The sequence below is a fragment of the Amycolatopsis sp. lyj-84 genome (genome assembly GCF_046549075.1).
In the GTDB taxonomy this organism is placed as follows: Bacteria; Actinomycetota; Actinomycetes; order Mycobacteriales; family Pseudonocardiaceae; genus Amycolatopsis.
In genome coordinates, this window is the sequence record NZ_JAJPWO010000004.1 from 109,539 (window position 1) to 132,375 (window position 22,837).

Genomic DNA, 22,837 nt, shown 5'->3' on the forward strand with positions numbered 1-22,837 from the left:
GCCTACTCGGCCGCGTCCTCGTACAACATCACCGCGACGCGCTTCCATTCGTCGAGCAATTGCCGCCGCCGCTTCGGATCGCCACCGAGTTCGGCGTCCAGCGCCAGGCCGCGGGTGAGGTTCACGGTCAGCCAGAACAGGATCTCCGCGCGTTCCTTCGGCAGGTCCCCGGCGACCGCGGTGATGTGCTCCAGCGTCGAGCGGCCCAGCGCCCGGTCGACCGGGCGGATCGCCTCGCGGAGTTCGGGATCGGTCCGCGCCGCGACCCACAGTTCCGTGGCGGCCGTGGACAGCGTGCCCGAATAGCCCTCCCACAGCAGGTCGATCGCCGCCGCGACGCCCGAGGCGCCACCGGGGAGCGTCGAGAGCGACGCCGCGAGCCGTCCGCGCAGCTTCTCCGTCAGATGCTCGACGGCGGCCGCCATCAGCTCGGCCTTCGCGGAGAAGTGGTGCTGCACGGCGCCCTTCGAGACCCCGGCGCGGGCGCAGATCTCCTGGACCGAGGTGCGCGCGTACCCGAGGTCGACCAGGCAGTCGATGGTCGCGTCGAGCAGGGCGGTGCGGGTCTGCTCCCGCCGTTCGGCCTGCGTCCGGTGGGTCCTGCCCAGTGCGGTCATCGAACCGGTACCCCCTTTACGTGCAGCTCGGTACGGATGTACATTCCGCTTGGAACTTACATCCTAAGCGTCATGTTTTCCAGGTCCTGATCAGGAGGCGTTGGCCGTGCCCTTGCAGATCCAGAAGAGTTCGTGGAGCACGACGGAGCTCGAAGACCTCCGGGACCTCGCCCGGACGTTCTGCCAGAAGGAACTCGTGCCGAACCAGGAGCGCTGGGCGGCCGAGAAGAAGGTCGACCGCGAGCTGTGGACGAAGGCGGGCGAGGTCGGCCTGCTGGCACTGTCCATCCCGGAGGAGTACGGCGGTGGCGGCGGCACGTTCGCCCACGAGGCCGTGCTCTACGAAGAGCAGGCCCGGTCCGGCGACAGCGCCTGGGGCGTCACCGTCCACAATGGAATCGTCGCGCACTACATCCTCGAGTACGCGGGCGAAGAGCAGAAGAAGGCGTGGCTGCCGAAGTTCGCCTCCGGCGAGATGGTCGGCGCGGTCGCGATGACCGAACCCGGCACGGGTTCGGATCTGCAGAGCATCAAGACCCGCGCGGTGCGCGACGGCGACCACTACGTGATCAACGGCGCGAAGACCTTCATCACCAACGGTTTCCACGCCGACCTCGTCGTCGTCGCGGTGAAGACCGATCCGGACGCGGGCGCGCAGGGTGTCTCGCTGATCGCCGTCGAGACCGACACGCCGGGCTTCAGCCGCGGCCGCGTCCTCGACAAGATCGGGCTCAAGGGGCAGGACACCGCGGAGCTCTCCTTCGACGACGTCCGGGTGCCCGCCGCCAACCTCCTCGGTGGACAGGAAGGCCTCGGCTTCATCCAGCTGATGCAGCAGCTTCCGCAGGAACGGCTGATCATCGCCGTCACCGCGGTGGCCGGGATGGAGGCCGCGATCGACCAGACCATCGCCTACACCAAGGACCGCCAGGCGTTCGGCCGCCCGATCTACAACTTCCAGAACACGAAGTTCAAGCTCGCCGAGGCCGCCACCGAGGCCGCCGTGTCCCGCGCGTACCTCGACCAGTGCATCGAGCGGCACCTGCGCAAGGAACTCGACGTGCAGGGCGCGGCGATGGCGAAACTGTGGACCACCGAACGGGTCAACAAGGTCGTCGACGACTGCCTGCAGCTCTTCGGCGGCTACGGCTACATGTCCGAGTACCCGATCGCGCGCGCGTGGGCCGACATCCGGATCTCCCGGATCTTCGGCGGCACCAGCGAGATCATGAAGGAAATCATCTCCCGTACTCTCTGAAAACGTTGCCGTACAAGGAAAGGACGTGGCGATGAAGGCTGGGCCGCTGAGCGGGCTCAAGGTCGTCGAACTGGCCGGGCTCGCCCCGGCGCCGTTCGCCTGCACCATCCTCGCCGATCTCGGCGCGGAGGTGGTCCGGATCGACCGGGCGACCCCGGGCAACGACGTCATCGGCTTCCCGAACGATCCGCTCGCCCGGGGCAGGCGGTCGATCGGGATCAACACCAAGACCCCCGAGGGGGTCGAGCTGGTGCTGAAACTCGCCGACGACGCCGACGTGCTCATCGAGGGTTTCCGTCCCGGTGTCGCCGAGCGGATGGGCATCGGGCCGGAGCAGGTCCACGCCCGCAACCCGCGGCTGGTCTACGGCCGGATGACCGGCTACGGCCAGGACGGCCCGCTGGCGACCGTCGCCGGGCACGACATCAACTACATCGGCATCTCCGGCGCGCTCGAACCGATCGGGCACGCCGGGCAGCGGCCGGTGGTGCCGCTCAACCTCGTCGGTGACTTCGGCGGCGGTGGTCTCCTGCTCGCGATGGGCGTGCTGGCGGCGTTGTTCGAACGCCAGACCTCCGGCAAGGGCCAGGTGGTCGACGCGTCCATGGTGGACGGCGCCGCGTTGCTGACCACCAGCCTGCACGGGCTGCTGGACTCCGGGCTCTGGCCCGGCGGGCGCGGCGAGAACATGCTCGACGGCGGCGCGCCGTTCTACGACACCTACGAGACCGCCGACGGCAAGTACGTCGCCATCGGCGCGATCGAGATGCGGTTCTGGGGCGACCTGGTGAAGGTGCTCGGCCTCGATCCCGAGGAGACGCCGGTCCACGTCGACAAGAACGAGTGGCCGAAGCTGCGCAAGATCGTCGCCGAGGCGGTCGCGAAGCACACTCGCGACGAGCTGGTGGCGAAAGCCGAAGGCACCGACGCGTGCTTGACGGCGGTGCTTTCGCCCCGTGAAGCACCGTCGCATCCGCACAACGTCGCGCGCGGGACGTTCGTCGACGTCGGCGGCATGCTGCAGCCCGCACCCGCGCCGAGGTTCGACCGCACGCCGTCCGCGACGCCGGAACCGCCGCGGCCCAAGGGCGGCGACACCGCCGACGTCCTCGCGGAGCTCGGTGTGGACGCCGACGGGATCGAGCGGCTCAAGGCCGCGGGCACGATCGTCTAGCCGCGTTCCGGGTCGGGGCCCAGGTCCGATCGCACCATCGAATAGAGGATGTGGTCGCGCCAGGCCCCGTCCCGGAACGCGTAGCCGCGCAGCACGCCTTCCTTGGTGAAGCCCGCCTTCGTCAGGGAACGCTGCTCCGCGACGTTGCCGGCCTCCGTCGACGCCTCGACGCGGTTCATCTGCGTGTGCGCGAAGAGGTAGCGGACCAGCAGCCGCTGGGCCTCGGTCCCGTGGCCGTGGCCGCGCGCCTCGGGGATGAGCACCAGCCCGGCGTTCCAGCAGAACGACGTCGACCCGCTCCTGGTCTTGTGCCAGGAGACGAAGCCGAGCCGCTGCCCGGCGAGCTCGATCATCAGCATCCCGTTGTCCGCCGCGAGCATGCCGGTCTCGGTCCAGCGGCGGCGCAGGAAATGCGGGTCGTGCCAGCCATGCCATTCGAACGAGCCCGCGGCCTGGGGATCGTTCGTCAGGCTCTCGAGCATCGGCAGGTCGGCTTCGGATACCGGTCTGAGCGCTACTCCGGTTTCGGTCATTTGACAGAGACTAGGACCGCGGGGTGCCGAAATCGCCGTGACGCCCCGCGCCGTCACTGAACCGGCTCGCGCCCTTCACCGCCTCTTCGGCGAGCCCGCCGCCGATCAGCGCGTTCGAGAACTCGGCGCGCATCGCCTCTTCTTCGGTGAGCCCGTACTGGCCGTACGCGGATTTGCGATCCGCGCGCAGACAGGCTTGCGGGAACGCGGCCAGCTCACGCGCGAGTGCTTGCGCGGCCGAAAGCGCTTCGCCGTCGGGGACGACCCGGTTCGCCAGCCCGATCGCGAGCGCCTCGTCCGCCTCGACCGGGCGGCCGGTGAGGATCAGGTCCATCGCCCGCGAGTGCCCGATCAGCCGGGGGAGCCGCACCGTGCCCCCGTCGATCAGCGGAACACCCCAGCGGCGGCAGAAGACCCCGAAGACGGCCGTGCTGTCGGCGACCCTCAGATCGCACCACAGCGCCAGTTCCAGGCCACCCGCGACGGCGTGCCCGCGGACCGCGGCGATCACCGGCTTCGACAGCGTCATCCGCGACGGCCCCATCGGCCCGTCACCCACCGGGCCGAGCGAGTTGGTGCGGTCGGTGCCGACGGCCTTCAGATCGGCTCCGGCGCAGAACGCGTCACCCGAACCGGTGAGGACGGCGACCGCGGCCTCCTCGTCGGCGTCGAATGCCCGGAACGCTTCCGCCAGCGCGGCCGCGGTCGGCCCGTCCACCGCGTTGCGGGCGTCGGGCCGGTTCAGCGTGACCGTCGTCACCGGTCCTTCCCGGTGGACGAGAACGTTTTCGCTCATCATTCGCTCCTCGGGGGAAACCGGGTGGGCATCAAGGCCCGAATCTCCTTAAAGTGGTGACAAAGTCCGCAGTGCGCGCGGAGTCATCGTCTGGACACTACGGTGTGATGGGATGGAGCCATGTCGCCCGGCTTGAAGAAATTCGTTGTGATCGCCGTCGTCGCGCTCGTGCTCTTCTTTCTGATCAGCAGGCCGACCCAATCCGCCGACGCCGTCCACACCGCGCTCGGCTGGCTCCGGTCCGGTGCCGAAGCCATCGTGACGTTCGTCCGGAGCCTCTTCTCCTGACCCCGTCGTGACCTCACCGGTGTCCCTGGCGACGCCGGTGATCACCGTGCGCGTCCACCAGCAGTTATCACTCAGCGTCACCCGTCTCGCATTTCGGTCGGGCGACTCGACCATCCGGGTGGATTGCCCCCGAAAACCCGCTGGTCGACGAATTCGTGCCCCAGAAGCTCTGGCGGAAAAGACCTCCGCGCCCCTACGGTGCTCACATTGCGTGATCGGTTGGTCCTCCAGGCGCCGGAGCCGGCCTCCTGGGCGAAGGGTTTCCGCAGGTGCAAGCCTCAGGGCAGCGGAACTTTCAGCCGGGCAAGTAAGTCAGGACTTGTCAGTCGGGGAATCATGAGGAGGCAGGGATGACCGGAGATCCCGGAGTCGATGCGTTGATCCGGCAGTGGGCCGCCGAGCGTGAGCAGACCCCCGAGGAGCAGGAGACCGACCGGATCGCGTCCGCGTGGCTCGCCGACGCTCCCCGTCAAGCTCCCGGTATCCCCGGCCAGCGTCAGCAGTCCGGCCAGGCGCGCTGGGCGCCGGTCGAGGCCGCGGACCCCGGCTACGTCGACGCGATGCGCAGCCGTCTTCCCGAGGTCCCGCGGGACCTGCTCGTCGCGGCCGCCGGCTGGTGGCAGATGGTCGGCGGCGTCGCCGAGGCCGAAGCCTGGTGGGACGCCGGCATCAGCCCGCTCGACCAGCGTGCGTTGGACTACCGCGCGGCCGGGCTCGCCCCGTCCGACCTGAGCCGCCGTCTCGGCCCGATGACCGTCTTGCAGCACCTTCGCCGCGGCAGCGCCCCGGCCTGGTGCGTGGCACGGCTGGCGAGGCAGCAGAAGTCCGCCTGATGAGAACTTCTCGCACGCGCGGGTGAACCGGCGTGGCAGGGGCGATCTCGGCAACCGCGTAACGCTAACCTGCGCGGGCTCGTTGTTCGAGCATCGGTCGTGATCGCCGCCCACGCTGGAGGACTCGCTTCGTGCGCACCACCCCGGAAAACGACGAGCTCGTCGCCGACCCGGCCAAGCCCGCTCCGCCACGCCGCGGGGTGGGCGCCGCCGTCTTCGGCAGGCTGGTCATCGTGCTGGCCGTACTGGGTCTCGCCGGGGGTGGGATCTGGCTGGTGACCAAGGCGTCCGCCCCGGTCGCGAGCCCCACGACGATGGAGATCCCCGCCCTTCAGGTCAAGGCGGCGGACGTCAAACCGGGCACGGTCGTGCCGGTCAACGCCACCCCCGCCGGCGGCGCGGCCCAGCAGACCTCGCCGCAGCAGGTACAGCCGAAACCGGGCAAGGATCCCCTGGCGGCCTGGACCGAGCGGGCCGCGCAGGCCACCGGCATCCCGGCCAGGGCGCTGCTCGCCTACGGCAACGCAGAACTGGCGATGCGCCAGATGCAGCCGAACTGCAAGATCTCGTGGGCCACCCTCGCGGGCATCGGCCGGATCGAGTCGAACCACGGCCAGTACGGCGGCGCCGTCCTCGGCCAGGACGGACGGCCCTCGAAGCCGATCATCGGCGTCCCGCTCGACGGCTCGCCCGGCGTCAAGGCGATCGGCGACACCGACGGTGGCCAGTTCGACGGCGACGCGGCCGTCGACCGCGCGGTCGGCCCGATGCAGTTCATCCCCAGCACCTGGCGCCGGTACGCCGCCGACGGCAACCGCGACGGCGTCGGCGACCCGCAGCAGATCGACGACGCGACGCTGGCGGCGGCGCGCTACCTGTGCGTGAACAACCGGGACATGTCGGCCGCCTCGGGGTGGTGGGAGGGGATCCTGTCGTACAACAACTCGACCGAGTACGCGCAGAAGGTCTTCGGGCTGGCGGACGACTACGCGAAGGCCGTCCAGACCGCTAAGTGACGCTCGGCGGTTCCTCCCTCTCTCGTGTGTGTGCCATGAAAGGCCCGTTGCTTGCAAAATTTGCAAGTAACGGGCCTTTCATGGCGTCGGCGCAGGGGGTCGTGAGTGGCGATTCGGGTTAGAACCCGAATCGCCACTCACGACCAACCCGACCGACCACTCACGAGCGGCAGACCCGGTCCGCGGGAAGCTCTCCGCTCAGCAGGTAGTCCCGCGCCGCCGCGTCGACGCACTTGTCGCCCTTCAGGAACACGGCGTGCCGGAACGCCCCTTCCACCGTCACCAGCCGCGAACCGCCGAGCGCCCGGTGCAGCGCGAGTTGCCCGGCGTACGGCGTCGCGGGGTCGCCGGTCGAGCCGAGGAGCAGGGCCGGCGAGGTGTTGTGGATCCGGGTGGCGGGTTCGGCGGGAGCCACGGGCCAGAACGCGCACGGCGTGATGTTGCGGGCCAGCGGCCCGAACAGCGGCTCGGCCGCCCGGTGTTCCTGGATGTCCCGGTAGTACGTCGCCGGGTCGCGGGAGGCCGCTCGATCCGCGCAGATGACCGGCGTCCCCGCCCGGTCGGTCGCGGAGCCGGAGCCGGTCGTCAGGCCGTCGAGGAGCGCGGCGAGTCCTTCCGAAGGAGTGACGGGACGGCCTGCCGCGGCGTCGCGGAGTGTCCGTACGGTCGCGGCGAACTCGGCCTGTGAAGCGGGACGGTCGTCGTAGAGGTTCGCGAAGAACAGATACGGCACCATGTGACCGTCCACTGTGTACTTCCCGATCTCGAACGGCCGTCGCTCGGCCGACCGGGCGACGTCCCGCACGGTCGTCACCACCTCGTCCGCGGTCTCCCCCAGGCCTTGCCCCACGGCGCTCTTCGCCCAGTTCCGCAACGCGGCGTCGAGCGCCGGGGCGGTCGGGCGGAGCAGGCCCGGACCGTACGCCTCGGGATCCACCGACGAATCGAGCACGAACCGATCGGCCCTGGAACCGAACATCTGGAGATAGACCGCGCCGAGATAGGTCCCGTACGACGCGCCGAGGTAGGAGATCTTCCGTTCGCCGAGCGCGGCGCGCACGACGTCCATGTCCCTGGCGGTGTTGCGGGTCGAGGCGGCCCGCAACAACTCGTGGTCGTTGCCCGAGCAGCCGCGCGCCAGGTCCTTCGCGAGCGCCACGCTCTCGCGGAACGTCCTGAGGTCCGGCCCGGCCGACCGCGCGAACGTGTCGGTCGTCCAGGTGCACCTCAGCGGCGAACTGCGCCCGACGAACCGGGGGTCCATGCCGACGAGGTCGTAGCGGGCCGCGATCTCCGGCATGAGCGGCCCGGCCAGGACCAGTTCCATGGCCGGGCCTCCCGGACCGCCCGGATTGAGCATCAGCGTGCCGAGCCGGTGCGCGGGATCGGTGGCCTTCACCCTGGCCAGCGCGACGGTGAGCTTGCGCCCCCGCGGACGGCGATGGTCCACCGGCACGGCGATGTCCCCGCACTGCGCGCCCGCCTTGTCCAGCTCCGCGCCGAGGACGTCACCGGGGCCGGTCGTGCAGCCGTGCCAGGTGATCGAAGGGACCGCGACGGCGGGCACCGACGGCAGCAACGCCCCGGCGACGAGCAGTGCCACCACGATGGCTGTTTTCCTGAGCAACCCGAACTCCCTGATATCCAACGAAATTCCCGATATCAGGCTAGAAGCGCTACACCCGCGAAGGCGTCCGTCCCGGGGCGGAGACGTCTAGCCCGCTGGGGGGCTTTTTCGGGGTTTTGCGGCGCTCCAGCACCCAGTCGGTGAGCACCAGCAGGAGCAACGGGCTGAGCCAGGCCCCGATGCTCATCGCGCTGTACCGCATGAGCACTTCGCTGCCGCCGAAGGTCGTGCCGATCTCCGGTGTCAGCACGATCGTGGCCACGACGTTGATCACGCGGCTCAGCACGATCGACATCGCGAGCGCGAAACTGCGGGACATCCACCGTCGATGCTCGCCGAAGCGACGCTGCCTGGCCATCCGGATCCCGATGACCGTGACCGCGATCCACAGCACCGAGCCCACCAGGTTGGCCACCCGCACGGACGGGCCGACGCTGGTGTGCCAGCCGATGTACAGGCCGACGAACCCGGCGGGGAGCGCACCGGCGAAGACGTAGATCCGGCCGGTGATCCGGTGCCCGCGCCGGTAGCGGGCGCGGAACGCGGGCCAGATCTGGAAGCAGGCGGTCACCATCGCGACCGTGCCGAAAAGGACGTGCGCGACGAGCAGCGGGTAGTAGAGGCCGTTCCCCGGCGGCGCTTCCAGCCGCGACTCGGCCGGGTCGAAGGTCAGGTACGGCGGCACCGAAAAGGCCAGGAAAGCCGCCGCCACCAGCATCAGCGGCACGATCCAGGGGCGCCGCCACCAGCGGGGCGCGTTCGACGAGGTCATGGTGGTCCGTTCGGGAGAAGACGATCAGAAACTATGTACACCATACACATGAACGTACGTCATACAGAGTTTTAGGATGGTCATCGACGACACCGACGGGATGGCTGATGGCGACACGTGACAACAAGGGCCCGGATCTCCAGCGCAGCCTCGCGCTGCTGTGGGCGGGGCGGACTCCCGGCAGGCGCGGGCCGCGGGCCCAGCTCACCGTGGAGCGGATCGCGCTGGCCGCGATCCAGGTCGCGGACGCCGACGGCCTGGACGCGCTCTCCATGCAGCGGGTCGCCACCGAACTCGGTTACTCGACGATGTCGCTCTACAACCACATCCCCGGCAAGGACCTGCTGCTGGAAGTGATGGCCGACGTCGCGGCCGCGAAACCGCCCGAACTCGACAGCGCGAAGGACTACCGCGACGCTGTCCGGCAGTGGGCAAGCGCGCTCTGGTCCGCTTTCAGGACCCATCCCTGGCTGCTGCGCGTCCCACTCGACCACTCGCCGATCGGCCCCAACCAGCTCGCCTGGCTGGACCGCCTGCTCCGGCCCCTGCTCGAAGCCGGACTCGCTCCCCGCGAGGCGCGGGCCGCGGCCCTGCACCTGACCGCCGTCGTCCGCGGCACCGCGCAGATCGGCCTGGACATGAACAGCGCGCACAAGACCGACGGCGGGCGGCCGCGCACGGAAACCGAGCTGGCGCGGGCGTTGTCCGAGCTCATCGACCCGGAGGGCTACCCCGCGCTGGCGGCCGTCCACGCGGCCGAGGCCAGTGTCGCGTCAGGACCCGAGCAGACCGGCGAGGGAACACTGCCCGCCGAGATCGGCTTCGGCGTGGACCGGTTCCTGGACGGCATCGACGCCTGGGTGGCGAAGTCGTGAGAAAACCAACGTCCCGGACCGGAGCGAGACGCTCCGGCCCGGGACGACCCCCGGTTCAGGTTCCGGCTCAGCGGTCGCGTTCCTTGGCGAACAAGGACTTCGACCACAGGTAGCCGACGATCGACAACACCGCGCACCAGCCGACAGCGAGCCAAGCGCTGCCACCGATCGGGGTGCCGAGCAGCAGTCCCCGGAGCGTCTCGATGACCGGCGTGAACGGCTGGTACTCGGCGAACCAGCGCAGCCAGGCGGGCATCGAGTCGGTGGGCACGAAACCGCTGCCGAGGAAGGGAAGCAGCATGAACACCATCGGGGTGTTGCTCGCCGTCTCGACGCTCTTGGCGGCCAGCCCCAGCGCCACCGACAGCCAGGTGAGCGCGATGGTCAGCAGCAACAGCACCCCGACCGCCGCGAACCATTCGCCGACGCCCGCCGTCGGCGAGAAACCGACGAGCAGCGCGACCCCGAACACGACGGCGAGCGCGAACGCGGTCTGGATGAACGCGCCGACGACGTGACCGGTCAGCACCGACGCCTTGCTGATCGCCATGGTGCGGAACCGGGCGATGATGCCCTCGGCCATGTCCGTCGCCACCGAGATGGCGGTGCCGAGGGCGGCGCTGCACACGGTGATGAGCAGGATGGCGGGCGTGACGTAGCCGACGTATTCGGCGCGGCCGCCCCCGCCGCCGAGGCCGTTGCCGAGGGTGCCGCCGAAGACGTAGACGAACAGCAGCAGGAACACGATCGGCTGGCCGACCAGCATGATGGTGAGCGACGGATACCGTTGCATATGTCTGATGTTGCGGCGCAGCATCGTCGACGAGTCGCGCATCGAGAGGGTCAGGCTGGTCATCGGGCCAACTCCTTGGTCGCTTCGGTCCGGTGACCGGTGAGGCTGAGGAAGACGTCGTCGAGATCCGGGGTGTGCACGGTGAGGCTGTCGACAGCGACGGCTTCGGCGTCGAGCCGGTCCAGCACCGCGCGGAGAGCGGCGACGGTGCCATCGGTCGGCACGCGCAGCGCCAGGCCCTCTTCGTCCGAAGTGGACACTTGCAGCGCGCGGGTCGCGTCGCGCAGCGAGCCCGCGTCGGGGAACTTCAGCTGCATGTGCCCGCCGGGCACGCGCCGCTTCAGTTCGTCGGGCGTGCCCAGTGCGACGACCCGGCCACCGTCGAGGACGGCGACGCGATCGGCGAGCTGATCGGCCTCCTCCAGGTACTGGGTGGTGAGGAAGATCGTCACGCCGTCGGCGACGAGGTCGCGGATGATCTGCCACATCGTGCGGCGGCTGCGCGGGTCGAGACCGGTGGTCGGCTCGTCGAGGAAGATGACCTGGGGATCACCGATCAGGGTCATCGCCAGGTCGAGCTTGCGGCGCATGCCGCCCGAGAAGGTGGCCGGGGTCTTCTTCGCGGCGTCGCTCAGTTCGAACCGTTCCAGCAGTTCGGCGGCACGCTTGCGGCCCGCACGGCGCGGCAGATGGTGAAGATCCGCCATGAGGAACAGGTTTTCCTCGCCGGTGAGCAGATTGTCGACCGCGGAGAACTGGCCGGTGAGGCCGATGGAGGCGCGGACGCCGTCCGGATCGGTGGCCAGGTCGGCTCCGGCGATGGTGGCGCCCCCGGCGTCGGGACTGACCAAAGTGGACAGGATGTTGACCGTGGTGGTCTTGCCCGCGCCGTTGGGGCCGAGCAACGAGAAGACGGTGCCGGTCGGGACGTGCAGGTCGACTCCGTCCAGGACGACCTTGTCACCGTAGGACTTGCGCAGTCCGGTCGCGGAGATGGCCGGGTGTTTCATGTGGATTCCCCTGGTGTGTAAAGGACCCGGAGGGTCAGGAACGGTGAACGAGGATGTCGCCGACGGACGTTCCGGCGTGGACTTCGAGCTTGTCGGTCGTGGCGTCGGGCGCGCCGGCGGCGGCCATGTCGTTGACGACGCGGCCGAAGCGGGTGTTCACGTCGAGCCAGGCCGCGCTGCCCTCGCGGATGCCGACCTCGATGTCCCCCATCGACGTGTCGAGGTCGAGCTTGCCCCTGGCGGCGTCGAGCACGCGGACCGAACCGTTGGCGGTCTTGGCTTCGACGTCGCCCTCGGCCCGCTCGACGGTGATGTCGCCGTTGGCCGAGCGGAGGCGGATCGAGTCGCCCGCCGCCCCGATCGTGGTGGTGCCGTTGGAGTTCTTCACCACCGCGGTGCCCGCGATCTCGCCGACGTGCACCCGGCCGGAGCTCGTGCTGATGTCGGCGTTGCCGTCGACGTGCTCGACGACGATGTTCCCGGACGCGGAGTGCACTTTCAGCTCACCGGTCCGGTCGAGCCGGATGTGCCCGGTCCCGGACTTGTAGCGGCAGGAACCGAGCCGCCCGGTCGCGGTGAGGTCGCCGAGACCAGTGCTCCCTTGCACCCGGGAGCCGGCGGGCAGCTCGATGGTCACGTCGATCGACCTGGTCTTGTTGGAGAAGTCGAGCAGGCGCATCTTCGGTGCGCGGACGGTCAGGATGCCGCCGGAGAATTCGACGACGGTCCGCTTCGCGGCGTCGACGTCGGAGTCGTTGTTCTCGTCCACCGGAGTGACTTCGACGACCGTTTCCGGGCGGTCGCCGGCGACGATGCGGACGTAGCCGACGACCGGCTCGAGGTCCGCGAGAATGGGTTCCGGGGTGGCGAAAGAAGGCATGGTTGTCCCCTCAAAGGTGGTGTGATCGGTGTTTGTGCTGGTCGGACGGGGTCTAGCTGACCCAGCCGGTGTAGCGCTGCGCGGCGCGGTGGCCACTGGTCGCCGAGGTGGGCGGGGCGGGCGGTTCCGACGGCCTCAGCGCGGCTGACGCGGCCCGCACGAGCCACGCGTTGACCGAACGGCCTTGTGCGGCCGCCGCTTCTTCGACGCGCGCCTTGAGCGGTTCCGGCAGCCGGAAGTTGATCCGCGCCGTGGCCCCCTCTTCCTCCGGCAGCGGCGGAGGCGGGGGCATCGGCGGCTCCGGTACCGATGCCGCGACAGCGACGGCAGGTTCGGCTGCCGGAAGCGTGACGGCGAAGCTGGCTTCACCGGCCCGCAGCCGGACCTCGACCGAGCCGGGTGCGAGATCCCGGGTGATCTCGTCCGACGCGGCGGACAACGCGTCCAGCAGCGCGAGACGGATGGCCGACGCGAGCGGCGCGGTCAAGCGTTCGGCGAGGGCGCTCGCCTCCGCTCCGCCTGCCTCGGCGGCGACGGCGAGTTCCCGGCGAACGGTGTCCACAAAGGGCGTCAAGTCCATGGCACCATCATGGCACCGCGATGGCACCAGTGCAAGAACAACTTGGCGCCAAGTGGCGCCACAATGGCGTCTATGCAGGTCGGGGGCCTAAAATTGCTGAAGGGGGCACTCTGGCCGTGCTCTGTGGCCGACGCGCTGCACCGGGTCAGGCAGCGAAGCCGGTACTCCCGGACAGCGGCGGATACGCACGTGCCCATTCGGCCAGGTTCCGCTGGCGGGGCAACCAGGACCCGGCCGAATACGTTGCCGCACCCCTGAGGCGAGGCGAGGATTGCCTTGAGCCACAAGAAAAAGGGAGCGACCCACCGTCAAGTGTGGGGGTCACCGAGGCGGGTCGCTTCCCGAACTCCACGGTACAAGAACTCCGCCCGCTCAGAGGGGCAAGGCTTTCTGTACCGGCGGCTCTTGACAAATCAGGATCCACAGTGGACACGGGCGTCCACGGCAGAAGAGGAACGCATGCGAGCAGTTCGGGTGAGCGTCTGCGCCCTGGACCCCATCACGACGGCCGGGATGGCCGACCTCCTCGGGACACGGGCGTCCGTGAGGGTGGTCGACGACCCGGCGCGGGACGGGATCGAGGTCGTCGTCGCCGCTTTCGAAAGGCTTTCGGCCGACGCGGTCACCGCGTTGCGTGAAGTCGCCCTCGAACTCGGCAAGCCGATCGTGCTGGTGACCGACCGGATCGAGGAAGGCGGTCTCGCGGTCGCGGTGGAGTGCCGGGTGGCCGCCATCCTGCCGAGGTCGGCGGCGACCGACTCACGGGTGGCCGACAGTGTCCGGCGTGCCGCTTCGGGTACCCCGAGCCCGCCGTCCACCCTGCTCGACAGGCTGACCGCACACGCCGAGCGGCTGCACCGGGAGACGCTCACGCCGGGCGAGCCCCCCGGGTCGGCGCTCTCCTCGCGTGAGATCGACGTCCTGCGCCTGATGGCCGACGGGCTCGACACCCAGGAGATCGCCACCGAACTGTCCTATTCGGAGCGGACGGTGAAGAACATCATCTACGCCGTCACCGACCGGCTCCGGCTGCGGAACCGGTCGCACGCGGTGGCGTACGCGATCCGGGAAGGCGTCATCTGAAGATGCCTGTCAGATAAGGCCTTCGCGAAGCGCGTAGGCCACGACGTGCGTGCGGTTCCGTAGACCGAACCGGCTCAGCAGGCCGTGGAGGATGTTCTTCACGGTCCGGTCGGAGTAGGCCACCCGCCGGGCGATCTCGCCGGTGTCGAATCCTTCCGCGAGCAGCCGGAGCACCTCGGTCTCACGGGGCGAAAGCCCGCTGAGCGTGAGTTCGCGCGGCTCGAGGACTTCCTTGTGCAGTCGCGAAATCCCCCGCAGCAGGCTGCCGAGCTGGTCGGCGGGCAGATCGCCCCGGCCGGCGTGGGCGTCCGCGACCGCGCGCAGCAGCCGCCCGGGCGTCGCCTCGGAGCGCGCGACGACGACGGCGAGCCCGCGTTCCACCGCGGCCCACAGTTCGGCCTGATTGGGCTTGTCGGCGACGAGCACCAGCCGCGCGGGCCCGGCCGGGATCCGGTGCGGCTCGTTCCCCGCGACCGCGACGAGGACGTCGGCCGCGGCCGGATCGTCCCGCAAGGTGATGCCGGGGCCCGCGCCGAGCGCGCTGCGCAGGCCCGCCAGGACGAGCGGGTCGCCGGCGTGCACGGCGACCCGGATCTCCCGGCGCTCCTCGGCCCGGACGACCGGCCGCACGGGCGTCGTCATGATCGTGGACATGCTTCCAGGTAACCGGCCGCCGGGAAGGGCGGACAAGCAGAAGAAGGGGGCAGCTTTTCGCCACCGCAAGCCTGCCGGTTGAATGGACCGCGGTGAAACCGGTGGAAGCGAGTGAGAAGCGGTCGGTGTTCGGAAAGCTCCTGCTCGAACACCGGCGGGCCGCGGGCTGGACACAGGAGCGGCTGGCCGAGGCCTCGGGACTGAGCGTCCGCGCCCTGCGCGAGCTGGAACACGGCCGCGCGCGGGCCGCCCAGCAGCGCTCGTCGGAAGTGCTCGCGGACGCGCTCGGCCTGACCGGCGGTGACCGGGAGTTCTTCCTGACCGTCGCGAAACAGGGCAGGCGCCGCAACCCGGCACTGGCCGCCCAGGTCGCGGCGACCTGCTCACTGCCCGCTCCCCTCGCGGATCTCTCCGGCCGGGAAAGCGAACTGGACCAGCTGTCCGCGAAGGTCGCCGAGGGTGGCGGCGTGGTCGCGATCGTCGGGCAGGCCGGGGTCGGGAAGACCGCGCTCGCGGTGACGGCGGCGGACCGGTGGCGCGGGGACTTCCCGGACGGGAGCTACGCCGTCGACCTGCGCGGGATGGACGAAGAACCGTTGAGCGCCCGGGCCGCGCTCGACCGGCTGCTGCGCGCGCTGGACGTCGCGCCGGGGCACGTGCCCGCCTCCGAAGCCGAACGGTCGGCGTTGCTGCGGATGCTGCTCGACGGCCGGAAGGTCCTGCTGCTGCTCGACAACGCCGCCGACGAGGCGCAGGTCCGGCCGCTGCTGGTCACCGGGCCCGGCTGTCTCACCCTGATCACCTGCCGCCGCACGCTCGCCGGGCTCGAAGGCGCGCGCTGGCTGGGGCTCGAGCCGCTTTCGGACGGCGGCGCGACCGGCCTGCTCACCAAGATCATCGGCGAGGAGCGCGTGCGCGCGGAGCCCGCCGCGGCACGGGAACTCGTCGAGCTGTGCGGTCATCTGCCGCTCGCGGTCCGGATCGCGGGCAACCGGCTCGCCACCCGGCCGCAGTGGTCCCTCGCCCAGCTGGCCGACCGGCTGCGCGACGAGAGCACCCGCCTGCGCGCGCTCGCGGCGGGCGATCTGCAGCTGCGATCGGCGTTCGACCTGTCCTATCGCGCGGTTTCGACCGGGGCGCGACAGCTGTTCCGGCGGCTGGCGACCGTTCCCGGCGCGGACTTCGGTCCCGAACTCGCGGCCGTCGTGTCCGGCGCGACCGACGCCGACGTCCGTGACCACCTCGACGAACTCGTCGACGCCAGCCTCCTGCAGACCACGGCCGAGCCGGAACGCCACCAGTTCCACGATCTGATCCGCCTGTTCGCCGAAGAACGGTTCGAGGCGGAGGAGGACCCGTCCGCGCGGGACACCGTGCTCGCCCACCTGCTCGACAAGGCGGCCGAAGCGGCCCGGTTGTTCTACCCGAAAGCACCGGAGACCGGGCGGTTCGGCTCACGGGACGAGAGCGCCCGCTGGCTGGACGTCGAAGGCGGGAACTGGGTCGCCGCGCAGCGGGTGGCGGCGCGGAAGGGCTGGCACCGGGAGGTCGGCGATCTCGCCGTCGCGCTGCACTGGTACTCCGACGGACGGAGTGCCCAGCGGCCGTGGCTGGAGATCTTCTCGCTCGGCGCGGCCGCGGCGAGCGAGCTGGGCAACGCCAGGGACGAGGCGAAGCTGCTCAACTTCGTCGGCTGGGCCTGCAGTGTCTGTCTCGACGACGAAGAAGGCGCCGTGGCGGCACATCGCCGCGCGCTGGACATCGCCACCCGGGTCGGCGACCGCACCGAGCAGACCTGGGCGTCCATCTATCTCGGCCAGGTGCTGCGGTACATCGGCGAGACCGCGGAAGCGTTCGAATACGCGAAACGCGGGTACGAATCGGCGGACGAACTGCCGTTCTGGGACGGGCAAAGCTCGGCCCGGAACGTCTACGGGCACTCGCTGCGCGCGGCCGGGCGGTACTCCGAAGCGCTCGCCGTTTTCCGTGCCGTCCTCGCCGACGCCGAACGGCTGGCGGCCGACACCTACCCCGGACTCCACCGGATGCTGAAGGCACTGTGCCTGCGCGCCATCGGCGACGTGCTCGGGGATCTCGCCGAATGGCGGGAAGCGGCGGGCTACTACCGCACCAGCCGATGGCTCTCGTGGGAAGGCGGATTCGCCGCGATGGAGGCGATCTGCGCGCTCCGCGAGGGGCGTGCCTGGCGGGAAGCGGGCGCCTTCGAGGAGGCCAGGGAGTGCCTCACCCTGGCCGTCGAGCTCTCCCCCGGGCCGTCGTTCAAGGCCCGGAGGGAACAGGCGCTGGCCGAACTGGCGCTTCTGCCGGACGCCTAGCCGACCACGGCGCGGCTTCCTCCAGTTGCGAGGCCAGCCGGATGAGGACGTCTTCGCGATCCTGGGCCGCGACGAGCTGGACGCCGATCGGCAGGCCGTCGGCGTTCCAGTGCAGGGGCAAGGAGATCGCGGGCTGGCCGGTGATGTTGAACGGCGCCGTGAACGCCGCGCCCGTGGCGATACCGGCGGCCAGTTCCTCGGGCGACTTCGCGTCCGGGGCCAGTTCGCCGAGTGCGGCGGGCGGCGCGGGCGACGTCGGGGTGAGGAGGACGTCCAGTTCGTCCTCCCAGAGCGCCGCCACCCCGCGAGCCCATCGCTGCGACGAGAGCGACGCGGCGATCCACTGCACGGCGGTGACCGACCGGCCCGCTTTGGCGAGCATCGCGTTCATCGGCTCCAGGTCGGACGAAGACAGCCGCTCACCGAGCCGCTCCGACCAGGCATCGAGTTCCCAGGTGACCACGGCCGCGAGCAGGGCGGGCATGGTGTCGAACATCCCGGGCGCGTCCAAGGCGGCCGCCGCGCTGGGAGCGACCTGATGGCCGAGGGATTCGAGCAGCCGCGCGGTCCGTTCGACCGCGCCGACGCAGTCGGCGTGCGCGGTTTCGCAGGTGCCCGGCGCGGTGATCCGGTACCCGATCCGCAGCCGTCCGGGATCCGCGCCGACCTCCGTCCGATATGGACGGTCGGGTGGCGGCGCGGAGTAAGGGTCACCCGGCGCGGCCCCCGCCGTGACGTCGAGGACCGCCGCCGTGTCCCGGACCGATCGGGTGAGGACGTGTTCGTGGGTGACCTGGCCCCAGTACTCGCCGAAGTCCGGCCCGAGGCTGGTCCGCGCGCGGCTCGGTTTCAGCCCGACCAGCCCGCAGGCGGCCGCGGGGATCCGGAGCGAACCCGCCATGTCGTTGCCGTGGGCGACGGGGACCATGCCCGCGGCCACCGCGGCGGCCGAACCGCCGCTCGACCCGCCCGGCGACCGCGCCGGGTCCCACGGATTCCTTGTCGCGCCATGGAGAAGCGGTTCGGTGGTGATGCTCGTCGCCAGTTCCGGCGTGTTCGTCCGGCCGCAGAACAGGAAACCCGCGGCCCGCAGGCGCGCGGCGAGGTACGAGTCCGACTGCGCGCGCCAATCCCGCTCCCACAGGGCGCGCATGCCGCCGTGCACCGGATCGCCCGCGGTGTGGCAGAGGAAATCCTTCAGCAGCATCGGCACGCCGCGGAACGGTCCCGGCCCTCGCGCCGTCACCGCCTCACGCCGCGCCTGCTCGAAGCGCGTACTGACCACGGCGTTGAGTTCACCGTCGAGCTTTTCGATCCGCGCGATCGCCGCGTCGAGCAGTTCCAGCGGTGACACCTGTCCCGTGCGGACCAGTTCCGCCTGAGCCGTCGCGTCCAGCCAGGTGAAGTCATCGCCAGCCATCCGGCACGTCCTCCTCCGCACATGAGATCAAGGAGTCCATTGTCGATCAGCGGCGACCGGGCACCCGGTGATTCCGGCGGATCAGAGCGGTTCGTGCAACCGATCATGCCCCTTCGATTCCTCATCGGCCGTAGCTGCAACTAAGCTGCGGGCTCGACGGAGCGGGAGGGCCGATGACGGACGCGGACGGGCAGAGCCCGCGGGAGCGCTACCGCGACCAGGTGCGCGCGGAGATCAAGCAGCGCGCGTGGGAGCAGATCGCCGCCGCCGGGGTCCCCGCGCTGTCGCTCAACGCGATCGCCAAACAGGTGGGCATGAGCGGCCCGGCACTCTATCGGTACTTCGCCAGCCGCGACGACCTCATCACCGCGCTCATCCGCGACGCCTACCGGAGCCTCGCCGACACCGTCCGGGCGGCGTTCGACTCCGGAGCCGACCTTGCCGGGCTCGCCGTCACCATCCGGGACTGGGCCCGGAGCGACCCGCAGCGCTACTTCCTCATCTACGGCACACCCGTCCCCGGCTACCACGCGCCCGACGACACCACCGCCATCTCGCGAGAGGTCATGGCGGTCCTGCTCGAAGCGTGCCGCGCGATCACCGTGGACAAGCCGGACACCCCGTTCGACAAGCACCTGGAAGGTCACCGCGACTGGGCGGGCGACGACCCGGCCACGTCCGCGACCCTGCACCGCGCGCTCGCCTTCTGGACCCGCCTGCACGGCGTGCTCTCGCTCGAACTCGCCGGCCACTTCACCGGCATGAAGTTCGATCCCGACCTGCTGATCGCGGACGAACTGGACGACCTCACGACGCGGTGACCGGCTTTCGCCGAGACCGATCACGTTCGCACTGAACCTTTCACGGCCTTCGGGCGTCTTGCCCTGTGACGCTGCTGCCATCCGTGGGAAGCGTGGCTTCCGCGGTTGACATGCAACGTTGTAACGTTATAACTTCTAAGCAAAGTAAGAACTACTCACCAGCGGATCGGCCGCCTTTCGCCACCCGACGGCCGACAGCCGTTCCGCTTGCCCGTTTCCGGGTTTCCGACGCTTCGGATGGGGACTTCGATCATGAATCGCGGAGGGAAGAGCACCAGGGGGACCGATCGCGTCAGAGTCGCCGTGCACGCCCCGGATCTCCTGGCCGGGCTCGGCACGACGAGCATTCTCGGCGCCGACGAGCGACTGAACGTACTGCCCGACACCGACTTCGGCCGGGCCGAGGTGATCGTGACGGTCGGGGATTCGATCGGCGACGGGGTTTTCACGTTCCTGCGTCAGGTCCGTGCCGCGTCGTCACTCATGTCACCGCCGAGGTGCGTGATCGTCACGGACCATTTCCCGGTCCAGGTCCTGATGACGGCGATCGAATGCGGAATGGCCGCACTGCTGCCGCGGCGCGACCTCGACAGCGAGCATCTGGTGCGGACGATCCTGGCGGTCAGCCAGGGCGCCGCCGCCCTGCCGCCCCGCTTACAGGGCAGCCTGCTCTCCCAGCTCGAACGAATACAGGAAGACCTGCTGGTGCCCAACGGTCTCGCGCTGTCCGGTCTGTCCGATCGGGAGCGTGAAGTCCTCCGGCTGCTGGCCGACGGCCATGGCACGGAAGAGATCGCGGCCAAACTCGCCTACTCGGAGAGCACGGTGAAGAACGTCCTCCATCGGGTGATGGCGCGGTACGGGCTCCACAACCGCACGCACGCTGTCGCCTTCGCGCTGCGCACCGGCTCGATCTGAGGCGGGCCTCGTGAGCGGTAAGGACGGTTAGAACCGTCCTTACCACTCACGAGGCCCCGGTCGTCAGCTCCCGGACACGACGGCCGGCTTCAGCACCTCCTCGCACCACTGCCGGAAGGTCGTCGGCGTGGTGGCCTCCGGCGTCCGCGGCTCGGCGTTGTCGAGGCCCACTTCCTTGGCCGCCATCATTTCGACCATGCCCTGCGCGATCGCCTCGGACTGCCCGTGTTCGAGCTGCGTCGCGCGGAAGTCCTCCATGGGGACCCGCTGGTACCGGACCGGCCGCCCGAGGACGTCGGACATGATCTCCGCGAGGTCGTTCTGGGACAGGTCCTCCGGGCCGAGTACCGGGACGTCGGCCACGCCGTGCCACGACGGGTCGAGCAGCAGCTCGGCGGCGGTCGCGGCGATGTCGCGGATGGCGCAGGTCGGCGCCTTGCGATCGCCCGAAACCGGTCCGAAGAAGACGCCGTCCTTCCCGATCGGCCCGGCCTGCCACAGCAGGTTGTCCATGAACGAGGGCATCGTCAGCGCCCGGTAGCTCACGCCCGTTCCGGTGATCAGGGCGTCCATGGCGTGCGAGGCCGACACGTGCCCGGCGTTCTTCGTGACGCCACGGCCGAGAGCCGAGACACCGACCACCCGGGCGACGCCCTGCTTTTCGAAGGCTTCGCAGGCTGGCCGAGTGAAGTCCACGAAGGTGGCTTCGAGGCTCTCGGCGCGAGGATCCGCGGCTACCAGCCAGAAAACGGTGTCGGCACCGGCGAATGCCTCGTTGACGACGCCGGGGTCGCCGTGTGAGCCCTTGACGATCTCGACGCGCTCGCGGACGCCATCGGCGAGGCGGGCGGGATCACGGACGATCACGCGGACCGGCTCACCGCTTTCGAGGAGGGTGCCGAGCACCCGGCTGCCGATCTGCCCGGTCGGCGTGGTGACGACGATCATGAAGACTCCGTGGTGCTAGGGGATTTTCGACATCCCCAGTTAAGGCGCGAAGACCGCCGAACCGAAGGACCGGCCCGGTCGCCATTGATACCCTGGGGATATGAGTGATCTGGAGACGCGGCAGCTCAGGTACTTCGTGGCGGTCGCGGAGGAGCTCCATTTCGGACGGGCGGCCGAGCGGCTCGCGATGGCGCAACCGCCGCTGTCCAGGGCGATCCGGGATCTGGAGCGACGGCTGGACGTCCGGCTGTTCGAACGCACCACCCGCCAGGTCACGCTGACGAACGCGGGCGAGGTGCTCCTGCGGGACGCCAGGACCGCGCTCGAGGCGGTCGCCGCGGCGGACCGGCGGGCGAGGCAGGCGGGCCGCCCCGATCCCCGGTTGCGGCTGGCGCTGAAGGCCGACCACGACGCCGGGTGCCTGCCGAAGATCATCGAGGCCTACGAGGCCGAGGAAGGCGCGCCGCCGATCGAACTGATCCTCGGCGGCCGGGGCGAGCAGCCGCGGCAGCTCCGCGACGGGCGGGCGGACGTGGCGCTCGTCCCCAGCCCGTTCGACGCGCGCCGCCTGGACTTCGAGCCGTTGCTGACCGAACCCCGGCTGGTCGCGCTGGCGGCGAACGACCCGCTGGCGGCCAGGTCACGGCTGACCCTCGCGGATCTGGCCGGCCGGATTCTGCCCGACGGCGCCCCCGCCGACGAGGGCCCCTCGACCGGTCCTCCCGCCTCCGTGGTGCCCCACGGTCCCGTCTCGGATCTGACGCAGATCCTCAAACTGGTCGAACTGGGCAGCATCGTCTGCTTCATGGCCGTTTCGGTGGCGGATCGCTACCGCAGGCCGGGCATCGCGTACCTGGCCGTCGACGATCTGGAGCCCACGACCCTCACGGTGATGTGGCCGCAGGACTCCCGTTCACCGGCCGTCGCCGCCTTCGTCCGCGCGGCCACCACGGTGGTGTCGACGACCTTCGCGCTCGGTCACCGGAGCTGAACGCGGCTCAGCACCCGGTCCACGACGTCGGGAAGCGGCTGATCGTCCGGGCCTTCCAGCCACAGCACGTTCCCGGTCCTCAGCGTGGCGAGGAACGTCGCCGCCGTGAGCCGGGCCAACTCCTGGTCGAGGCCGTGCCCCCTGGCGAGCAGCACCGCGATCAGGTCGCGTTCGAGGGCGATCTGGTCGCCCGCCTGCCGCGCGAGCAGTGACGGGTGCCGTCGCAGCAGCCGCAGCTGCGCCACCCATTCACGGTCCGGCACCGGGTGCGCCCGGTACAGCTCCCGGCACGCCGCGCGCAGCGCTGGCCACGGTTTCTCACCCGGCGGCCTGCCTTCGACCAGCGACACCAGCAGCCCGGTCCGCTCCCGGTCGGCGTGCAGGATCGCGTCTTCCTTGTTCGCGAAGTAGTTCGAGAACGTCCGCCGGGACACCCCCACCGCGTCGGCGATGTCCTCGACGGTCACCCCGTCGAGACCGTGCTCCATCGCCAGGCGCAGGGCGGCCTCGTGCAGCGAGTGCCGCGTCGCCGCTTTCTTGCGGGTGCGGAGCGTGTCGAGGGTGTCCACCAGGACAGCGTAGCGAGGGGAATAAAGTTCCCACTGTGCAAGTTT

General features: G+C 70.1%; 24 protein-coding genes. 11 read left to right on the forward strand and 13 right to left on the reverse strand.

All coding sequences use genetic code 11. The features are described 5' to 3' along the window. Positions 1-2: 2 nt before the first annotated feature. Positions 3-617, reverse strand: a complete 615-nt coding sequence (locus ACLJRM_RS14660) for a TetR/AcrR family transcriptional regulator (RefSeq protein WP_410663235.1) — start codon at positions 615-617, stop codon at positions 3-5. Positions 618-723: 106 nt separating this feature from the next. On the opposite strand from ACLJRM_RS14660, the gene ACLJRM_RS14665 reads away from it, so the two are divergent. Beyond that, positions 724-1,875: an acyl-CoA dehydrogenase family protein gene (locus ACLJRM_RS14665; RefSeq protein ID WP_101606482.1), complete on the forward strand. Its 1,152-nt coding sequence runs from the start codon at positions 724-726 to the stop codon at positions 1,873-1,875. A gap of 31 nt (positions 1,876-1,906) precedes the next feature. Next, the gene (locus ACLJRM_RS14670; protein WP_101613044.1) at positions 1,907-3,049 is read left to right on the forward strand and encodes a CaiB/BaiF CoA transferase family protein; all 1,143 of its coding nucleotides are present in this window, start codon (positions 1,907-1,909) and stop codon (positions 3,047-3,049) included. On the opposite strand, the gene ACLJRM_RS14675 is transcribed toward ACLJRM_RS14670, so the two are convergent. Then, a complete protein-coding gene (locus tag ACLJRM_RS14675; RefSeq protein WP_101606483.1) occupies positions 3,046-3,582 on the reverse strand; it encodes a GNAT family N-acetyltransferase in 537 nt (178 codons plus the stop codon). The two genes, ACLJRM_RS14670 and ACLJRM_RS14675, sit on opposite strands and share 4 nt — an antisense overlap. Positions 3,583-3,592: 10 nt before the next feature. Continuing rightward, positions 3,593-4,378, reverse strand: coding sequence for a crotonase/enoyl-CoA hydratase family protein (locus tag ACLJRM_RS14680; RefSeq protein ID WP_410663236.1), 786 nt, complete (start codon positions 4,376-4,378; stop codon positions 3,593-3,595). 132 nt (positions 4,379-4,510) lie between these two features. Between ACLJRM_RS14680 and ACLJRM_RS14685 the strand changes: the two genes are divergently transcribed. The 3 genes from ACLJRM_RS14685 (at position 4,511) to ACLJRM_RS14695 (ending at position 6,515) form a co-directional block, all read left to right on the forward strand. Then, complete coding sequence (locus tag ACLJRM_RS14685) at positions 4,511-4,666, forward strand: hypothetical protein (RefSeq protein WP_162182762.1); 156 nt, start codon at positions 4,511-4,513, stop codon at positions 4,664-4,666. A gap of 350 nt (positions 4,667-5,016) precedes the next feature. Continuing rightward, the gene (locus ACLJRM_RS14690; protein ID WP_101606484.1) at positions 5,017-5,499 is read left to right on the forward strand and encodes a transcriptional regulator; all 483 of its coding nucleotides are present in this window, start codon (positions 5,017-5,019) and stop codon (positions 5,497-5,499) included. 131 nt (positions 5,500-5,630) lie between these two features. Then, a complete protein-coding gene (locus ACLJRM_RS14695; RefSeq protein WP_410663237.1) occupies positions 5,631-6,515 on the forward strand; it encodes a lytic transglycosylase domain-containing protein in 885 nt (294 codons plus the stop codon). Positions 6,516-6,675: 160 nt separating this feature from the next. On the opposite strand, the gene ACLJRM_RS14700 is transcribed toward ACLJRM_RS14695, so the two are convergent. Together ACLJRM_RS14700 and ACLJRM_RS14705 are read right to left on the reverse strand one after the other, a co-directional pair. Then, positions 6,676-8,142, reverse strand: coding sequence for an alpha/beta hydrolase (locus ACLJRM_RS14700; protein WP_410663238.1), 1,467 nt, complete (start codon positions 8,140-8,142; stop codon positions 6,676-6,678). 49 nt (positions 8,143-8,191) lie between these two features. Continuing rightward, a complete protein-coding gene (locus tag ACLJRM_RS14705; protein ID WP_101608997.1) occupies positions 8,192-8,914 on the reverse strand; it encodes a DUF2306 domain-containing protein in 723 nt (240 codons plus the stop codon). A 107-nt stretch (positions 8,915-9,021) separates the two neighbouring features. Here ACLJRM_RS14705 and ACLJRM_RS14710 point away from each other — a divergent pair, with 107 nt between their 5' ends. After that, positions 9,022-9,789 carry a TetR/AcrR family transcriptional regulator gene (locus ACLJRM_RS14710; protein WP_101608998.1) on the forward strand — a complete coding sequence of 256 codons (768 nt, stop codon included), beginning with the start codon at positions 9,022-9,024 and terminating at the stop codon, positions 9,787-9,789. A 67-nt stretch (positions 9,790-9,856) separates the two neighbouring features. Here ACLJRM_RS14710 and ACLJRM_RS14715 read toward each other — a convergent pair whose 3' ends face one another. Genes ACLJRM_RS14715 through ACLJRM_RS14730 form a run of 4 tightly spaced genes read right to left on the reverse strand, consistent with a single transcriptional unit; the run spans position 9,857 to position 13,052 of the window. Continuing rightward, entirely contained in the window at positions 9,857-10,645 is a 789-nt protein-coding gene (locus tag ACLJRM_RS14715) for an ABC transporter permease (protein WP_410663239.1), read from the reverse strand. Continuing rightward, a complete protein-coding gene (locus ACLJRM_RS14720) occupies positions 10,642-11,592 on the reverse strand; it encodes an ATP-binding cassette domain-containing protein (RefSeq protein ID WP_410663240.1) in 951 nt (316 codons plus the stop codon). The genes ACLJRM_RS14715 and ACLJRM_RS14720 overlap by 4 nt, the downstream gene beginning before the upstream one ends. Positions 11,593-11,626: 34 nt before the next feature. Continuing rightward, entirely contained in the window at positions 11,627-12,472 is an 846-nt protein-coding gene (locus ACLJRM_RS14725) for a DUF4097 family beta strand repeat-containing protein (protein WP_410663241.1), read from the reverse strand. 52 nt (positions 12,473-12,524) lie between these two features. Next, positions 12,525-13,052 carry a toxin-antitoxin system HicB family antitoxin gene (locus ACLJRM_RS14730; protein ID WP_199193122.1) on the reverse strand — a complete coding sequence of 176 codons (528 nt, stop codon included), beginning with the start codon at positions 13,050-13,052 and terminating at the stop codon, positions 12,525-12,527. Between the two features lie 513 nt (positions 13,053-13,565). On the opposite strand from ACLJRM_RS14730, the gene ACLJRM_RS14735 reads away from it, so the two are divergent. After that, on the forward strand, positions 13,566-14,135 hold the full coding sequence (locus tag ACLJRM_RS14735; protein ID WP_410663542.1) for a response regulator transcription factor: 570 nt from the start codon (positions 13,566-13,568) through the stop codon (positions 14,133-14,135). 9 nt (positions 14,136-14,144) lie between these two features. On the opposite strand, the gene ACLJRM_RS14740 is transcribed toward ACLJRM_RS14735, so the two are convergent. After that, positions 14,145-14,789: a helix-turn-helix transcriptional regulator gene (locus tag ACLJRM_RS14740; RefSeq protein WP_101609003.1), complete on the reverse strand. Its 645-nt coding sequence runs from the start codon at positions 14,787-14,789 to the stop codon at positions 14,145-14,147. Positions 14,790-14,881: 92 nt separating this feature from the next. On the opposite strand from ACLJRM_RS14740, the gene ACLJRM_RS14745 reads away from it, so the two are divergent. Then, positions 14,882-17,125 carry an ATP-binding protein gene (locus ACLJRM_RS14745; protein ID WP_410663242.1) on the forward strand — a complete coding sequence of 748 codons (2,244 nt, stop codon included), beginning with the start codon at positions 14,882-14,884 and terminating at the stop codon, positions 17,123-17,125. Here ACLJRM_RS14745 and ACLJRM_RS14750 read toward each other — a convergent pair. Continuing rightward, complete coding sequence (locus ACLJRM_RS14750) at positions 17,070-18,545, reverse strand: amidase (RefSeq protein ID WP_410663243.1); 1,476 nt, start codon at positions 18,543-18,545, stop codon at positions 17,070-17,072. The two genes, ACLJRM_RS14745 and ACLJRM_RS14750, sit on opposite strands and share 56 nt — an antisense overlap. Before the next feature lie 173 nt (positions 18,546-18,718). Between ACLJRM_RS14750 and ACLJRM_RS14755 the strand changes: the two genes are divergently transcribed. Both ACLJRM_RS14755 and ACLJRM_RS14760 read left to right on the forward strand, forming a co-directional pair. Further along, positions 18,719-19,366, forward strand: a complete 648-nt coding sequence (locus ACLJRM_RS14755; RefSeq protein ID WP_410663244.1) for a TetR/AcrR family transcriptional regulator — start codon at positions 18,719-18,721, stop codon at positions 19,364-19,366. Positions 19,367-19,618: 252 nt separating this feature from the next. Further along, positions 19,619-20,284 (forward strand): helix-turn-helix transcriptional regulator, encoded by a 666-nt coding sequence (locus ACLJRM_RS14760; RefSeq protein ID WP_101613324.1) that lies wholly within the window; start codon positions 19,619-19,621, stop codon positions 20,282-20,284. A gap of 63 nt (positions 20,285-20,347) precedes the next feature. On the opposite strand, the gene ACLJRM_RS14765 is transcribed toward ACLJRM_RS14760, so the two are convergent. Continuing rightward, a complete protein-coding gene (locus ACLJRM_RS14765) occupies positions 20,348-21,232 on the reverse strand; it encodes an NAD(P)H-binding protein (protein WP_410663245.1) in 885 nt (294 codons plus the stop codon). A gap of 100 nt (positions 21,233-21,332) precedes the next feature. On the opposite strand from ACLJRM_RS14765, the gene ACLJRM_RS14770 reads away from it, so the two are divergent. After that, positions 21,333-22,223, forward strand: a complete 891-nt coding sequence (locus tag ACLJRM_RS14770; RefSeq protein ID WP_410663246.1) for a LysR family transcriptional regulator — start codon at positions 21,333-21,335, stop codon at positions 22,221-22,223. On the opposite strand, the gene ACLJRM_RS14775 is transcribed toward ACLJRM_RS14770, so the two are convergent. After that, complete coding sequence (locus ACLJRM_RS14775) at positions 22,211-22,792, reverse strand: TetR/AcrR family transcriptional regulator (protein ID WP_410599377.1); 582 nt, start codon at positions 22,790-22,792, stop codon at positions 22,211-22,213. The genes ACLJRM_RS14770 and ACLJRM_RS14775 overlap by 13 nt on opposite strands. Between the last annotated feature and the right edge of the window lie 45 nt (positions 22,793-22,837).

Excerpts from the sequence above, each read along its gene's own strand:
- ACLJRM_RS14660 (WP_410663235.1), bottom strand. The coding sequence starts at position 617 with ATGACCGCACTGGGCAGGACCCACCGGACGCAGGCCGAACGGCGGGAG.
- ACLJRM_RS14670 (WP_101613044.1), top strand. The coding sequence starts at position 1,907 with ATGAAGGCTGGGCCGCTGAGCGGGCTCAAGGTCGTCGAACTGGCCGGG.
- ACLJRM_RS14675 (WP_101606483.1), bottom strand. The coding sequence starts at position 3,582 with ATGACCGAAACCGGAGTAGCGCTCAGACCGGTATCCGAAGCCGACCTG.
- ACLJRM_RS14680 (WP_410663236.1), bottom strand. The coding sequence starts at position 4,378 with ATGAGCGAAAACGTTCTCGTCCACCGGGAAGGACCGGTGACGACGGTC.
- ACLJRM_RS14690 (WP_101606484.1), top strand. The coding sequence starts at position 5,017 with ATGACCGGAGATCCCGGAGTCGATGCGTTGATCCGGCAGTGGGCCGCC.
- ACLJRM_RS14705 (WP_101608997.1), bottom strand. The coding sequence starts at position 8,914 with ATGACCTCGTCGAACGCGCCCCGCTGGTGGCGGCGCCCCTGGATCGTG.
- ACLJRM_RS14710 (WP_101608998.1), top strand. The coding sequence starts at position 9,022 with ATGGCGACACGTGACAACAAGGGCCCGGATCTCCAGCGCAGCCTCGCG.
- ACLJRM_RS14715 (WP_410663239.1), bottom strand. The coding sequence starts at position 10,645 with ATGACCAGCCTGACCCTCTCGATGCGCGACTCGTCGACGATGCTGCGC.
- ACLJRM_RS14720 (WP_410663240.1), bottom strand. The coding sequence starts at position 11,592 with ATGAAACACCCGGCCATCTCCGCGACCGGACTGCGCAAGTCCTACGGT.
- ACLJRM_RS14725 (WP_410663241.1), bottom strand. The coding sequence starts at position 12,472 with ATGCCTTCTTTCGCCACCCCGGAACCCATTCTCGCGGACCTCGAGCCG.
- ACLJRM_RS14730 (WP_199193122.1), bottom strand. The coding sequence starts at position 13,052 with ATGGACTTGACGCCCTTTGTGGACACCGTTCGCCGGGAACTCGCCGTC.
- ACLJRM_RS14735 (WP_410663542.1), top strand. The coding sequence starts at position 13,566 with ATGGCCGACCTCCTCGGGACACGGGCGTCCGTGAGGGTGGTCGACGAC.
- ACLJRM_RS14740 (WP_101609003.1), bottom strand. The coding sequence starts at position 14,789 with ATGTCCACGATCATGACGACGCCCGTGCGGCCGGTCGTCCGGGCCGAG.
- ACLJRM_RS14750 (WP_410663243.1), bottom strand. The coding sequence starts at position 18,545 with ATGGCTGGCGATGACTTCACCTGGCTGGACGCGACGGCTCAGGCGGAA.
- ACLJRM_RS14755 (WP_410663244.1), top strand. The coding sequence starts at position 18,719 with ATGACGGACGCGGACGGGCAGAGCCCGCGGGAGCGCTACCGCGACCAG.
- ACLJRM_RS14760 (WP_101613324.1), top strand. The coding sequence starts at position 19,619 with ATGAATCGCGGAGGGAAGAGCACCAGGGGGACCGATCGCGTCAGAGTC.
- ACLJRM_RS14765 (WP_410663245.1), bottom strand. The coding sequence starts at position 21,232 with ATGATCGTCGTCACCACGCCGACCGGGCAGATCGGCAGCCGGGTGCTC.
- ACLJRM_RS14770 (WP_410663246.1), top strand. The coding sequence starts at position 21,333 with ATGAGTGATCTGGAGACGCGGCAGCTCAGGTACTTCGTGGCGGTCGCG.